Annotated in this window: 13 protein-coding genes and 1 riboswitch; of the genes, 10 read left to right on the top strand and 3 right to left on the bottom strand. The window is 77.2% G+C overall.

The window, feature by feature from the left end; genetic code table 11:
* Window positions 1-122: 122 nt before the first annotated feature.
* The 5 genes from ACYX4T_RS14785 to ACYX4T_RS14765 all read left to right on the top strand — a co-directional run bounded on the left by ACYX4T_RS14785 (window position 123) and on the right by ACYX4T_RS14765 (window position 4,552).
* On the top strand, window positions 123-782 hold the full coding sequence (locus tag ACYX4T_RS14785) for a TetR/AcrR family transcriptional regulator (RefSeq protein WP_476010058.1): 660 nt from the start codon (window positions 123-125) through the stop codon (window positions 780-782).
* An 80-nt stretch (window positions 783-862) separates the two neighbouring features.
* On the top strand, window positions 863-1,324 hold the full coding sequence (locus ACYX4T_RS14780; protein WP_476010057.1) for a VOC family protein: 462 nt from the start codon (window positions 863-865) through the stop codon (window positions 1,322-1,324).
* A gap of 2 nt (window positions 1,325-1,326) precedes the next feature.
* Entirely contained in the window at window positions 1,327-2,037 is a 711-nt protein-coding gene (locus tag ACYX4T_RS14775) for a DUF3159 domain-containing protein (protein WP_476015282.1), read from the top strand.
* Between the two features lie 205 nt (window positions 2,038-2,242).
* The gene (locus tag ACYX4T_RS14770; protein WP_476010056.1) at window positions 2,243-3,514 is read left to right on the top strand and encodes a hypothetical protein; all 1,272 of its coding nucleotides are present in this window, start codon (window positions 2,243-2,245) and stop codon (window positions 3,512-3,514) included.
* A gap of 114 nt (window positions 3,515-3,628) precedes the next feature.
* On the top strand, window positions 3,629-4,552 hold the full coding sequence (locus ACYX4T_RS14765) for a S1 family peptidase (RefSeq protein ID WP_476010055.1): 924 nt from the start codon (window positions 3,629-3,631) through the stop codon (window positions 4,550-4,552).
* Here the strand turns inward: ACYX4T_RS14765 and thiE are convergent.
* Window positions 4,530-5,213 (bottom strand): thiamine phosphate synthase, encoded by a 684-nt coding sequence (gene thiE / locus ACYX4T_RS14760; RefSeq protein ID WP_476010054.1) that lies wholly within the window; start codon window positions 5,211-5,213, stop codon window positions 4,530-4,532. The genes ACYX4T_RS14765 and thiE overlap by 23 nt on opposite strands.
* A gap of 32 nt (window positions 5,214-5,245) precedes the next feature.
* Between thiE and thiO the strand changes: the two genes are divergently transcribed.
* From thiO to thiG, 3 genes are all read left to right on the top strand, one after another.
* The gene (gene thiO, locus ACYX4T_RS14755) at window positions 5,246-6,409 is read left to right on the top strand and encodes a glycine oxidase ThiO (RefSeq protein WP_476010053.1); all 1,164 of its coding nucleotides are present in this window, start codon (window positions 5,246-5,248) and stop codon (window positions 6,407-6,409) included.
* 18 nt (window positions 6,410-6,427) lie between these two features.
* Window positions 6,428-6,532: riboswitch (TPP riboswitch) on the top strand.
* A complete protein-coding gene (gene thiS, locus ACYX4T_RS14750; protein WP_476010052.1) occupies window positions 6,525-6,728 on the top strand; it encodes a sulfur carrier protein ThiS in 204 nt (67 codons plus the stop codon). Its footprint overlaps the riboswitch before it by 8 nt.
* Before the next feature lies 1 nt (window position 6,729).
* Window positions 6,730-7,485 carry a thiazole synthase gene (gene thiG, locus ACYX4T_RS14745; protein WP_476010051.1) on the top strand — a complete coding sequence of 252 codons (756 nt, stop codon included), beginning with the start codon at window positions 6,730-6,732 and terminating at the stop codon, window positions 7,483-7,485.
* A 494-nt stretch (window positions 7,486-7,979) separates the two neighbouring features.
* Here thiG and ACYX4T_RS14740 read toward each other — a convergent pair whose 3' ends face one another.
* Together ACYX4T_RS14740 and ACYX4T_RS14735 are read right to left on the bottom strand one after the other, a co-directional pair.
* Window positions 7,980-9,266 carry a cytochrome P450 gene (locus tag ACYX4T_RS14740; RefSeq protein ID WP_476015281.1) on the bottom strand — a complete coding sequence of 429 codons (1,287 nt, stop codon included), beginning with the start codon at window positions 9,264-9,266 and terminating at the stop codon, window positions 7,980-7,982.
* Window positions 9,267-9,335: 69 nt separating this feature from the next.
* A complete protein-coding gene (locus ACYX4T_RS14735; RefSeq protein WP_476010050.1) occupies window positions 9,336-10,160 on the bottom strand; it encodes a hypothetical protein in 825 nt (274 codons plus the stop codon).
* A gap of 42 nt (window positions 10,161-10,202) precedes the next feature.
* Here ACYX4T_RS14735 and ACYX4T_RS14730 point away from each other — a divergent pair, with 42 nt between their 5' ends.
* Both ACYX4T_RS14730 and ACYX4T_RS14725 read left to right on the top strand, forming a co-directional pair.
* Window positions 10,203-11,177 carry a D-2-hydroxyacid dehydrogenase family protein gene (locus ACYX4T_RS14730; protein ID WP_476010049.1) on the top strand — a complete coding sequence of 325 codons (975 nt, stop codon included), beginning with the start codon at window positions 10,203-10,205 and terminating at the stop codon, window positions 11,175-11,177.
* A gap of 78 nt (window positions 11,178-11,255) precedes the next feature.
* Complete coding sequence (locus ACYX4T_RS14725; RefSeq protein WP_476010048.1) at window positions 11,256-11,759, top strand: hypothetical protein; 504 nt, start codon at window positions 11,256-11,258, stop codon at window positions 11,757-11,759.
* Window positions 11,760-11,824 lie beyond the last annotated feature (65 nt).

Genomic DNA, 11,824 nt, shown 5'->3' with positions numbered 1-11,824 from the left:
GGTCGATCTCACGGTCGATCTCGCGGGCGCTCTCACCGACGGGGTGCCGCCTCAGAATCTCCGTGAGGCCGGGCGGACCAGCGCTGGCCGGTGCGCCCAGGCGGTGCCACGCTGGTCGGACCATGTCCGAGACCGAGCACGAGCCCGTCGACGGACGGGCCGCGCGCTGGGCCGGACACCGCGAGGCCCGGCGTCTCGAGCTGGTCGACGCCGCCGTGGCGGCCATCGGGGAGCACGGTCCCGAGGTCACCACCGAGCAGATCGCCGCCCGCGCGGGCGTGTCGCGCCCCGGGCTCTACCGCCACTTCGACGGCCGCGACGACCTGCAGAGCGCCATCGCCGCGCGCTCGGTGGAGCGGCTGGTCCACGAGCTCGAGCCGGTGTGGCGCCCGTCGGGCCGGCCGTTCGAGATGCTCGCGAAGGCGCTGCGGGCGCACCTCGGGTGGCTCGAGGCGAACGCCAACGTCTACCGCTACCTCAAGCGGACCTCGTTCGGCACCGGCGGCGAGTCGGCCACGACGAACGTGCGCGCGACCGTCGCCGGCCACGTCGCGGGGATGCTCGTCGACGGCTCGCTGGGCGCCGAGATCCCGCCCCCGGTGGCCCACCCGCTCGCCTTCGGCCTCGTCGGGATGGTCGACTCCGCGAGCGCGCACTGGCTCGACGAGCCGCACGGCGCCTCCCGCGACCAGCTCGCGACCCAGCTGACCGAGTCGTGCTGGGCGGTCATCCGGGCGACGGTGGGCGCGGACCGCCTCGCGGTCGCCGACGACGCGGGATGAGTGGGGTGATCGGCCCCCCGACCGGGGGAGGCCCGGCCGTACGGGACGATGGAGACCCCGCCGGAGAGAGGATCCGACGCATGGCGATGCGCCGCTCGTTCCCCACCGTCCTGTCCGACCGGCTGCCCGAGACGCGGGACTTCTACGTCGCCCTGCTCGGTTTCGAGGTCGCCTTCGACAGCGACTGGTACGTGGCGCTGCGCCGCGTCGACGGCCCCGACGCCGACGACGTCCACGAGCTCGCGATCTGGGCCGTCGGCCACGAGCTGGTGCCGCCGCCGTACCGCGCCGACCCCGCCGGGGTGATCCTCACGTTCGTCGTCGACGACGTGGACGCCGTGCACGCCGAGGCCCGGCGGCTGCGGCTGCCGCTGGTCGCGCCTCCACGGGACCTCTTCCACGGCCGGCGCCAGATGCTCGTCACCGACCCGAACGGGATGCTCGTCGAGATCTCGAGCCCGAGCACGCCGTCGCCGGCGTTCACCGCCGAGATGGCGCGCCAGGGTCGTGCTCCGAGCCCTGCCCCGGAGACCACCGGTTGACCGTGCCCGAGGACGGGCGGCCCGACGACCGCGCCGGGGACGCCCCGGCGGGGGACGGGTCGAACCCCTTCACCGAGATCCTCGGCGGGAAGGGCCAGGCCCTCGACGCCACCGTGCCGTCGGCGGCGTTCGTCGTCGGGTGGCTCGTGGCCGGGGCGCTGGGGGCCGCGCAGCCGGTGCTGCCGGGCGGGCTCCTCGCGGTCGTCGTCGCGGGCGGGATCGCGCTGTGGCGGGCGCGGCGCGGCGAGCGCCCGCGCGCCGTGGCCGTCGGGCTGCTGCTCGCCGTGGGCGCCGCCCTGCTCGCCCTCTACACCGGGCGCGCCCAGGACTTCTTCCTGCCGCGCATCGTCGCCAACGCCGGCAGCCTCGCCGCCTGGCTCGTCTCGATCGCGATCCGCTGGCCCCTGCTCGGGCTGGTCGTCGGCGCGCTGACCGGCAAGCCGACCCTGTGGCGCCGCGACCCGGACCTCGTGCGCGGCTACTGCCGGGCGAGCTGGGTGTGGGTCGGCCAGTACGCCGTGCGGGTCGTGGTGTTCACCGGCCTGTGGGCCGCGGACCAGGTCGTGGCCCTCGGCGTCGCCCAGATCGTGCTGACGTGGCCGCTGGTCGTGGTGTGCGTCGCAGCCTCGTGGCCGTTGGTTCGCTCGGCCCTGCCGGCCGGGCACCCTGGGCCCTTGCGCCCCGTCGTCCCGCAGGCCGGCGAGGGGTCCTGAGCCGTTCGGCCGAGCAACTGGGCCGGTCGGGGGTGACCGACTTGCTCCGTGGGTGAACGCTCTCACGCACGGACAACGCGGGACGATGGGTGGGCGTCGTCAGGTGTGGTCGGCGGGGTGCGTCATGTCGACGTCGTCCGACACAGACCCACCCCGCCGGCACGCCAGGCCCGTACCAGCCGACCCCGATCCGTGTCCGGGAGCCATGTCACCAGCGAACCCCGAAGAGAAGTCCGACGCCTCCTCCTCGGCCGGGCTCGGCCTGACCTTCCCGCAGATCATCGCCAGTGCGCTGGCGGCCGCGACGGCGGCGATCCTCGGATCGTTCATCGGCGTGGTGGGCACCATCGGCGGCGCCGCGATCGCGTCGATCGTCAGTACGGTCGGCGCGGCGCTGTACCAGAAGTCGCTCGAGGTGACCCGGGACCGGGTCAAGCAGCGCCTCGTCGTGACCGGCGCCAACACCCGGGTGGCCACCGCCGTCGGACGGGCCGCCGGCTCGCCCCCGGCGGCGCAGGCCCCGGCGGCGCCGACCCAGGTGCAGCCCGGCCGGCGCCCGGTGGGCCCGGGGGGCCCCGGGGGTCCGCCGACGCCGGGCCCGGGCGCCCCGGTGCCGCCCACGCAGCGCCAGGTGCGGCCCGGCGCCCCGCCGTCCGACCCGACGCGGCGCGTCCCGGGCCCCGCGGGCCCGCCGACCGGTCGGCCCGGCCAGCCCCTGGCACCGGGACGCGTGGCGCTGCGCGCCGAGGGTGTCGGCGACCCGACCCGCGTGCACGCGCGCGTCGACCCGAACGGCCCGCCGACGTCGCCGGCGCCGGGGGCGCCCGGGGCGCCGCCGACCGAGGCCCGCTCCACGGCGTTCATCCCGCAGAGCCGCCAGACGGGCACGCCGCCCGGCGGTGGACCGACCGCGGCGATGGGTCAGCCGGGCCCGCCGAACAGTCCGGGCGGGCCCGGCGGGCCCGGCGGTCCCGGTGGCCCCGGTGGCCCCGGTGGGCCGGGCGACGTCACGCAGGTGGCACCGCTCGAGCCGGAGCCGCCGCGGCGCCGCTTCTCGCTCGCGGGCACGTTGGCCCTGCTCAAGGGGCTGGGCTGGAAGACGTGGGTGACGCTCGGCGGCCTCGCGGCCAGCGTCTTCGTCATCGCCCTGATCGCGACGTTCGGCGTCGAGACCGCCGCGGGCGGGCCGCTCTCGGGCGGGTCCGGCGGCACGTCGGTGGGGAGCCTGTTCGGTCAGCCGACCGACGGCGGCGAGGCCACGACGACGCCCGAGGACTCGGCGACCGAGGACACCGACGCGCCGACCTCCACGTCGAGCAGCCAGGACCAGCAGCAGGACGAGCAGCAGGGCGGGGACACGGCGACCCGGGAGCCGGACACCAGCACCTCGCGGCCGACGACCCGGACCTCGCCGGGCGGGCTCCTGCCGAACCTGCCGGGCTCGAACGGGTCCGGCGGCGGGGCCACCAACGGCTGACATCGCGGCGCCACTCCCACCGACGGCCGGGCGGACGATCTAGCGTTCCGCCCGGCCGTCGGTGTCTCGACCGACGATCGAGTGACAGGTCTCGGACGGGCAGCGGGGGTGGGCATGGGTCGGCGGGCGCGCGGGGGCCTGCTGGTGCTCGTGGCGGTGGCCGTGGTGTCACTGGGGTCGGCACCGGTCTCCTCGGCGGCTCCGGCGTCCTCGCCGGCCGAGCTGACCGCGGTCAAGGAGCGCCTCGACCGGCTCGCCGAGTCCCGCGGCGCGCCGGCCGCGGTGAGCGCGTGGTGGGTGGACCCGGCGACACGCACGGTGGTCCTCGCGCTCAGCGCGCAGCCCCGCGACGCCCGGGGTGCGGCGTTCGTCGAGGAGGCGCGCCGGGTGGACGCCTCGGTGCGGGTGGTCGAGGGCGTCGCGGCGCCGACGCCGCGCGCCGACCCACCCGTCTACGACCTCGTCGGCGGCGACATCATCCGCGTCGGTCGGTCGCGGTGCTCGCTGGGCTTCTCGGCGCGCACCGCCACCGGCGAGCCCCGGTTCGTCACCGCGGGGCACTGCACCAACCGCGGCGGCGACGTCACCGGCGCCAACGCCGCGCCGATCGGCCCGATCCGCAGCTCGGTGTTCGACCGCACGGGCGACTGGGGCGTCGTCGACGTCGGTCCGGGCTGGCGGCCGACCCCGTCGGTGGCCGCGGAGGGCTCCACGACCCGCTCGATGACGGGGACGGCGACCGCGGCCGTCGGCGCCTCGGTGTGCCGCTCGGGGTCGACGACGGGGTGGCGCTGCGGCACGGTCACCGCGGTCGACGTCACCGCCAACTACGCCGCCGGCCCCGTCGAGGGCCTCGTGCTGACGACGGCCTGCAGCGAGGGCGGCGACTCGGGCGGGCCGTTCGTCGCCGGCGGCTCGGCGCTCGGGGTGCTCTCGGGCGGCACGGGCGACTGCACCACCCCCGGCGGCACGAGCCTCTACCAGCCGATCGCGGAGATCCTGCGCGCCGAGCGCCTCACGCTGACCGTGGCGACGTGAGGCGCGTCAGCGCACTCCGCAGGGTGCGGGCCGCGGCCTCGGGGTCGTCGGCGTCGGTGATGGCGCGGACGACGACGATCCGGGTCGCGCCGGCGTCGAGCACCTCGCCGAGGCGCTCGTGGTCGATCCCGCCGATCGCGAACCAGGGCCGCGCGGGCGCCGCGGCGGCCGTGGTGCGCACGAGGTCGAGGCCGGGGGCGGGGCGGCCGGGCTTGGTCGGCGTCGGCCAGCAGGGGCCGGTGCAGAAGTAGTCGGCGCCGGGCTCCGTCGCGGCCGCGGCGGCCTGGTCGGCGTCGTGGGTGGAGCGGCCGATGAGCACGTCGTCGCCCACCACCCGGCGCGCCCACGGCACGGGCAGGTCGTCCTGGCCGAGGTGCAGGACGTCGGCGCGGGCGGCGAGGGCCAGGTCGGCGCGGTCGTTGACGGCGAGCAGCGCCCCGTGCCGGCGGGCCGCCGCCCCGAGGACCTCGAGCGCAGCGAGCTCCTCGCGCGCCTCGAGGCCCTTCTCGCGCAGCTGGACGATGTCCACCCCGCCGCGCAGGGCGGCGTCGGCGAACGCGGCGAGGTCCCCGCGGTCACGGCGCGCGTCGGTGCACAGGTAGAGCCGGGCCTCCTGGAGGCGCGCGCGGCGGGCGGTCCGGTCGGTGGTCGGCGCACTCACCGTCGCGACGGTATCGCGTACCGTCCGTCACCGTGCGGGACCGGCTCGTCGTCGTGGGTGCGGGCGCGGTGGGGTCCGCGATCGCCTGGGCCGCGGCGCGGGAGCGGGTGGCGGGCGAGGTCGTGCTCGTCGACCCCGAGCCCGGCTCCGGGGCCTCGCGGGTGGCCGGGGGCATGCTCGCCCCGATCAGCGAGGCGTGGCCCGGCGAGCGGGAGGTCCTCGAGCTCGGCGCCGCGTCGCTGGCGCGCTGGCCGGCGTTCGCCGAGGCGGTGGCGCGGGACGCGGGCTCGCCGGTGGGCCTGCGCCGCGAGGGCACGGTGCAGGTGGCGCTCGACGCCGCGGACGTCGCCGACCTCGACCGCGTCGCCGAGCACCTGCGCGCCTGGGGCCGGGACGTCGAGCGGCTGTCGGGGCGGGCGGTGCGCCGGCTCGAGCCCGCGCTGGGGCCGGCGGTGCGGGCCGGTCTCGCGGTGCCCGACGACCTGGCCGTCGACAACCGCGCCCTGCTCGCGGCGCTGGGCGCGGCCGGCCGGGAGCGCGGGGTCGTCGTGCAGCGCCGGCGGGTGGAGCGGGTGCTCGACGACGGGGCGCGGGTGACCGGGGTGGCGCTGGAGGGCTCCGGTGGCTCCGGTGGCTCCGGTGGCTCCGGTGGCTCCGGTGGCTCCGTGCTCGAGGCCGACCGGGTGGTCGTCGCGGCCGGGGCGTGGTCGGCGGCGCTGCACCCGGCGCTGGCGCAGCGGGTGCGCCCGGTCAAGGGGGAGATCCTGCGCGTGCGGGCCCGGCGGTCGTCGCTGCCGCCGCCGTCGCGGACCGTGCGCGCCGCGGTGAGCGGCCGGCCGGTCTACGCGGTCCCGCGGGACGAGGGCCGGCTGGTGGTCGGCGCGACCCAGTACGAGGCGGGCTTCGATCCGGACGTGCTGGTCGGGGGCGTGCGCGACCTCGTCGCCGACGTCGAGCGGGTGCTGCCCGGCATCGCCGACTACTCGCTCGAGGAGACCGCGGCCTCGTTCCGGCCGGGGACGGACGACAACCTCCCGCTGCTCGGGCCGGTCGGTCCTGCGGGGCTCGTGGCGGCGACGGGTCACGGGCGCAACGGGATGCTGCTCGTGGCCGTGACCGTCGACGCCGTCGCCGCCGTGCTGCGCGGGGAGCCGCTGCCCGAGGAGGCGCGCCCCGCGGCGGCTGCGCGCCCCTGACCGGCGCGCGTACGGTGAAACGGACACCACGGGAGCCCGGCCACGGGCTGAGAGGGAGCTGCGGCTCCGACCGTCGAACCTGATCCGGGTCATGCCGGCGCAGGGAGGGGGAGCGATGACCACCGTCTGGCTCAACGAGGACCGGCGCGACGTGCCCGCCGGCACCACCGTCGCCGCGCTCATGGACGCGCACGGCGTGCCGGAGCGGGGCGTCGCCGTGGCCGTCGACGGCACCGTCGTCCCGCGCGCGAGCTGGGCGACCGTGCAGCTGCTGGAGGGCACCCACGTCGAGGTGCTCACCGCGGTGCAGGGAGGCTGACGTGGATCCGCTGGAGATCGGTGGCCGCAAGTTCGGCTCGCGGCTGATCATGGGCACCGGGGGCGCCTCGGGGCTGACGGTGCTCGAGCGCGCGCTCGTCGCGTCGGGCACCGAGCTGACGACGGTGGCCATGCGCCGTCTCGACGCCGGCGGCGGGCCGGGGGTGCTCGCGCTGCTCGAGCGGCTGGGGATCGAGGCGCTGCCCAACACCGCGGGGTGCCGGACGGCCGCCGAGGCGGTGCACACGGCGCGGATGGCGCGCGAGGCGCTGGGCACGGAAATGGTCAAGCTCGAGGTCGTGTTCGACGACCGGACCCTGCTGCCCGACCCGATCGAACTGCTCGACGCCGCCGAGCAGCTCGTCGACGACGGCTTCACCGTGCTGCCCTACACGAACGACGACCCGGTGCTCGCGTCGAAGCTCGCCGACGCCGGGTGCGCGGCCGTCATGCCGCTGGGCGCGCCGATCGGCACCGGGCTGGGCATCCGCAACCCGCACAACATCGAGATGATCACGGCGTCGGTGGACGTGCCCGTGGTGCTCGACGCGGGGATCGGCACGGCGTCGGAGGCGGCCCTGGCCATGGAGCTGGGCTGCGACGCCGTGCTGCTCGCCACGGCCGTCACCCGCGCCTCGGACCCGGAGACCATGGCCCACGCCATGCGCCTCGCGGTCGAGGCCGGCCGCGCGGCCCACGGCGCCGGCCGCATCCCCCGCCGCTGGTGGGCCCAGGCCTCCAGCCCGGCGGTCGAGTAGCGCCGGCGTCGCGCCCGCGGGGGCGAGCGATGCGGCATCGCTGGCACTCATCGCCAGGATCGCCACATCCTCGCCCGCGCGACACGCCGAGACCCGGGGCTCGCGACGCACGGGGTGTCGGCCTGGCGTCCACGCCGGCGCTGGACGTCAGGAAATCCACCCGCTCGCCAGCGCAGCCCCGCGAGCGCGCCGATGATCGCGACGGCGTGCTCGCCGAGCCGCTCGGTCGGCGCGCTCCACGCCGTGAACCTCCCGGCCTTCGCGCTTCGCCGTGGACGCCGGCCGACCGTGACCTCTCGAGTCCGCGCGGCGATCGTGGAGGCCTTCCTGGCGTCGAGTGCCAGCGTGGACGCCAGGCTGGAAACACCCCGTGCGTCAGTCGCCCCCGCCGTGGGCGTCGGCGTCGAGGGCCTCGGCGTGTCGCGCCGGCGAGGATGTGGCGATCCTGGCGACTGACGCCAGCGATGCCGCATCGCTCGTACCCGACAGCCAGGTCAGTGAAGGGCGACCGGGAGGGCGTCGACGCCGTAGACGATCGAGGTGGTCCGGAACGGCTGGTCGTCCAGGGACCCGGCGTCGGGGGCCAGGTGCAGCCCCGGGAAGCGGCGCACGAGGGCCGGGTAGGCCGTGCGCAGCTCCATGCGGGCGAGCTCGGCGCCGATGCAGCGGTGGATCCCGTGCCCGAACGCGAGGTGCGGCGTCGGCGGGCGGCGGGGGTCGAACCGCTCGGGGTCCGGGGTCAGGCGCGGGTCGCGGTCGGCGGCCGACAGCGAGACGAGGATGCCGTCGCCCCGGCTGATGTCCACGCCGCCGAGGGTCATGTCCTCGGTCGCGAAGCGCGGGAACGCGATCTGGACGACGGTCAGGTAGCGCAGCAGCTCCTCGACGAAGCCGTGCACGGCGGCCGGCTCGTCGCGCACCAGCGCGAAGCTCTCGGGGTCGCGCAGCAGCACCATGGCGCCGAGCGCGAGCATGGACGCCGACGTCTCCAACCCGCCGGTGAGCAGCCCGTCGGCCAGCTCGGCGAGCTCGTCGGTGTCGAGCTCGTCGCCGTGGTCGCGGATGAGCTGGCCGAGCAGCCCCTCGCCGGGCTCGACGCGCTGACGCTCGACGACCCCGCGCAGGTACTGCAACGAGCCGGAGATGTTGTCGAACACCGCGCCCGCGCCGCCGAACAGGTCGAACCGTGCCGTCGAGAGCGCCTGGAACTCGTCGCGCTCCTCGTAGGGGATCCCGAGCAGCTCGCAGATCGTCAGCGACGGGATCGGGGTGGCGAAGTCGCGCACCAGGTCGACCGGCTCCCCGGCGGCGGCGAGCTCGGCCATCGCGTCGAGGCGCCCCTCGACGATCTCGCTGATGCGCGGGCCGAGGCGCGCGAGGCGCCGCGAGGTGAACTCGGGCGTGAGCAGGCGGCGCAGCCGGGTGTGCTCGGGCGGGTCGGTGAAGCCGAGGCCGCCGGGGTTCTGGCCCTCCTCGACCCCGGCCTGCCCGATGAGGTGGCTGAAGTCGTTGGACAGCCCCTGCGTGCGACCCAGGACCGTGCGGGCCTCCTCGTGCCCGGTGACCAGCCACGCCGTCACCCCGAAGGGCAGCGGGAAGTGGCGCACCGGGGCGTCCTCGCGGGCCTCGCGCATCGCCGGGACCGGGTCGAGACCCTCGCGGCGCAGCGGGGTCAGCGCGTGGTCGGGCAGCAACGTGACGGGGTCGAGCCCGCGTCGGCTGCGCCAGGCGAGGTAGCGGCGTGCCGCCCAGCCCACGACGCGCGACCGCAGCGCGGCCAGGCGTGAAGGGTCCACCACCGTGTCCACTCTGCCTCCCCCGCGAGCGACGCCGCCGACCGGGGGCCGAGGCTAGGACGTCGGGCGGCCCGGCGGACCCGGTGACGGGGGTGTGTCACCCCACCGTTCGTCGGGGTCGACCCCGGCCGGACGTCGGGGGCCGGGCGCGGCGCTGTCGTCCGTGTCGTCCGTGAACGTCCCGGACCGTACGCCCCCGGCCGGCGCGCGGACGAGGGACGGGCCCCGCAGCCCCAGGCGGCCGAGCTCCATCTCGGCGAGGCGGGCGAGGACGTGGGGATCCCCGCGGCGCCAGCCGACCGCCGCGTCGGGCACCCGCGCGAGGCGGCGCGGCGAGCCGTGGGCCAGCGCGCGCAGGGCGAGCAGGTCGGCGTCGCCGACGCTGCCGCGCAGCCCGTCGCGCAGGGCGAGCACCGCCCGCGCCGCGATCATCCAGCGCACCCGCAGCACCACCCACGCGACGACGACGGGCACGGCGGCGAGCAGCCCTACCGTCCACGCGACCCCGGAGGCCAGTGCCTCGACCGCCGCGATCTCCTGCTCCCCGGCGGCGACGATGTTCTCCCCGGCCCGGGTGCCGCCCGACAGGGCGCGGGCCAGGTCGTCCCCGACGAAGGGGAGCCGGCCGGCGGTCTCGGCGGCGCCGGCGAAGGTGTCGCGGACGTTCGCGCCCGCGTCGCCGAGCTGGCGCCCCGGCCCCCGGAGGGTGAGGACGGTGTCGTGGAGCAGCGACGCCACCGACACGACCACCGCCACCCACGCGAGGACCGCCACGTCGGCGAGGAACTGGCGCGCCCGGCGCCGCGGGCGCTCGGCGTACACCGGCCAACCCGCGCGCGTCGGTCGCAGGACGGGCGCCGGGTCCGGGTCGGCAGGCACGGCGGGTGTGTGCCCCCGCACCCGCAGGGGCACACCCCGCCCGTGGCTCCGCGGAAGATCGCCGTCCTCGACGACTACCAGCAGGTCGCGTCCACCTACGCCGACTGGGACGCCCTCGGCGCGCAGGAGGTCACGTTCTTCGGCGAGCACCTCGGGGACGCCGACGGCGTCGTCGCCGCGCTCGAGCCCTACGACGTCGTCGTCGCCATGCGGGAGCGCACCGCCTTCCCGGCGGACGTCCTCGAGCGCCTGCCGCACCTCGGCCTGCTCGTGACCACGGGGCCCGCCAACGTCGCGATCGACGTGGCCGCGGCCCGCGAGCGCGGGGTGACGGTGTCGGGGACCGGCGGCGTGTCGAGCAACGCCCCGACCGTCGAGATGACGTGGGCGCTGATCCACGCGCTCTGCCGGCACGTGCCCGCCGAGGACCGGGCGGTCCGGGAGGGCCGCTGGCAGCACACGGTGGGCCGCGACCTCGCCGGACGTCGCCTCGGCGTCGTGGGCCTCGGCGGCATCGGCGCACCCGTCGCCGCTGTCGGGCTCGCCCTCGGGATGGACGTCGTGGCCTGGAGCGAGCACCTCGACCCGGACGACGCCCGCAGCCGGGGCGTCACGCCGGTGGGCAAGGACGAGCTGCTCGCGACGTCGGACGTCGTGACCATCCACCTCAAGCTCTCCGCGCGCACGACCGGCCTCCTCGGCCGCGACGACCTCGCGCGGATGACGCCGACGGCGCTGCTGGTGAACACCTCGCGGGGGCCGATCGTCGACGAGGAGGCGCTGGTCGAGGCCCTGCACGCCGGGACGATCGGGGGCGCGGGGCTCGACGTGTTCGGCACCGAGCCGCTGCCCGTCGACGCGCCGCTGCGCACCGCCCCGAACACCGTCCTCACCCCGCACCTCGGCTACGTCACCGAGGGCACCTACGAGGTCTTCTACCGCGACGCCGTCGAGGACATCCGGGCCTGGGCCGACGGGTCGCCGATCCGCGAGCTGGGGCCCGAGGACGGGAGCTGAGGTCTGCAAGTCGGCTCCAAGTGGTGATCACGACCCTGGGCACGTCCCTCCCCCGTGATCCCGACGCAGGAGCCCCGCGTGACGCTCGCCCCGCCCGACCCCCGGACCGACCCCGCGTGCCCCGTGGCCCGCGCGCTGCTCGTCGACGTGCGGCGCCTGGCGCGGCTGGTGGACGACGTGGCCGTCGGCACCGACGCGCTCGGCGAGCGACGGGCGCTGGCCCTCGGCGACCGGGTCGAGCGCGTGGGCGGCGTGCTCCGCCACCTGGCCGCGGGTCGCGACGACCTGCTCGACCCGGTCGACGAGGTGCGCCGCGTCGCGCGCGGGGTGGTCGGCGCGCTGCTGGTGCGCCCCGCCGCCGTCGCGAGCGCCGAGGACTTCGCCCGCCTGCGCCGCCTCGCGGGGCTGCTGGCCGCGCTGGGCGACCGGCTCGCGGCCCACCCGCCCGTCGGGGACCTCGGGGGCGTGACCGACCCGGCTCTGCTGGCGGTCCTCGACGTGGCCCCGGCCCGGCCCGGTCCGCGGGGCGCGCTCGCCCGGTGTGCCGTGCGACGGCGGGAGCGGCTGCTGTTCGGCTCCTGAGACGCCGCAAGTCGTCCGCAAGCGCCGTCGCCGACGCTCACGGTGTGTCGATCACCCCGGTCGGC

The organism is Actinomycetospora sp. ABD4_176 (assembly GCF_056311855.1).
The sequence above is the reverse complement of the archived record's forward strand: the minus strand, read 5'-3'. Positions and strand labels throughout refer to the sequence as shown.